Below are 1,201 nucleotides of genomic sequence, written 5' to 3'. Positions count from 1 at the left end.
GTCCGACGTCGCCCGCGAGCGCGCGATGATGCGCATCGACCTGGCGCGCTTTCAGAACCTGGTCGAGCGCGCGGGCTGGATGCCCGACGCCGAGCCGCGCCGCCTGTGGCGCTGGCGCAGCGGATGGTGGGAGCTGACCTACCGGAAGCGGAACCTGAAGGACGGCTACTACGACAGCGGTTGGTACCTGTGGGGCCCTGCCGAGAGCTACTTCGGGGAGTGGGTCGCGCCGCTGAAAGCGGAGGCGACGGTCGAAGCCGATCGCCTCATCACCAAGCACCTCGCCGCCGTAGCGGAGGGCCCGCGGTGATCTCCTCGGCCAACCCTCGCGCAGAGGCGGCGCGATGACGACGCCGTCGCAGAGCGCGCCCGTCACCCTGCCCAGCGTCCAGGCGAAGGGGGAGTGGCAGCCGCGAGTGATCGGTCTGGATCTCTCCTTGACCTCGACCGGCGTCGCGGATGCCCACTGGGCACTGGCGGCCCGCCCCGGCAAGCGGCGCAGCCATGAGCGGCTGGACTGGCTCGTGGGCGCCATCGGCCTGTGCGTGAAGGACGATGCCGACCTGGTGGTGGTCGAGGGCGCCGCGTACGCCCGGGGTGCCCAGGCCGGGCATCACGAACTGGCGGGGCTGTGGTGGCTGGTGACGCAGCACCTGTGGCGGCACCGCGTCCCGTACGCCGTGGTGACCCCGCACGGTCGCACGATCTATGCGACCGGCCGCGCGAACCCCGCCCAGCACCTGCCGCGCAAGGAACGGTCGCGAGCTGCGAAGGGCATGGTGCGCAGCGCGGCCATCGACCGCTACGGCGTCGAGTGCGAAGGGCCGGGCCGCTACGACATGGCCGACGCCACCATCCTCGCGGCGATGGGGCTGGACTGGCTCGGCTACCCGACGGTGCCCGTACCGGACACCCACCGGCGCGCGCTGGAAGCGGTGAAGTGGCCCGACCTCATTCCAGCCACGAATTAGGGAATTGAATTGCTGAAATACCGTTCGCATTCAAATGTGCACACCTTGCTTTTAGGGTATTTGCCATTAAGATATAAATAAGGCATTCAGGAAATGCCAAAAAGAAAAGGAGATCGAAATGGAAAACCAGAACAGCGGCAAATGCGGCTGCGAATGCAACAGGGGCGGCTTCTGCGGTGGCTGCGGCCACGCCGGATGCGGCGGCCGCCGCTAGCCCTCAGGGCATAACC

At 67.8% G+C, this 1,201-nt stretch carries 3 protein-coding genes; 2 read left to right on the top strand and 1 reads right to left on the bottom strand.

The window, feature by feature from the left end; all coding sequences use genetic code 11:
* Together ACFU99_RS44170 and ACFU99_RS44165 are read left to right on the top strand one after the other, a co-directional pair.
* Positions 1-310: hypothetical protein (locus ACFU99_RS44170; protein WP_384404508.1), on the top strand; the 310-nt coding region annotated here is incomplete at its 5' end.
* 34 nt (positions 311-344) lie between these two features.
* Complete coding sequence (locus ACFU99_RS44165) at positions 345-971, top strand: hypothetical protein (RefSeq protein WP_384404506.1); 627 nt, start codon at positions 345-347, stop codon at positions 969-971.
* On the opposite strand, the gene ACFU99_RS44160 is transcribed toward ACFU99_RS44165, so the two are convergent.
* Positions 952-1,161 carry a hypothetical protein gene (locus ACFU99_RS44160; protein WP_384404504.1) on the bottom strand — a complete coding sequence of 70 codons (210 nt, stop codon included), beginning with the start codon at positions 1,159-1,161 and terminating at the stop codon, positions 952-954. The genes ACFU99_RS44165 and ACFU99_RS44160 overlap by 20 nt on opposite strands.
* Between the last annotated feature and the right edge of the window lie 40 nt (positions 1,162-1,201).

Origin of the sequence: Streptomyces sp. NPDC057654 (assembly GCF_042800135.1) — a bacterium.
Lineage (GTDB): Bacteria > Actinomycetota > Actinomycetes > Streptomycetales > Streptomycetaceae > Streptomyces.
Note: the sequence above shows the minus strand (reverse complement) of the source record. Positions and strands in the feature narration are given on the sequence as shown.

What these genes read in the sequence shown, in the direction of transcription:
- ACFU99_RS44165 (WP_384404506.1), top strand. Translation starts at nt 345, where the DNA reads ATGACGACGCCGTCGCAGAGCGCGCCCGTCACCCTGCCCAGCGTCCAG.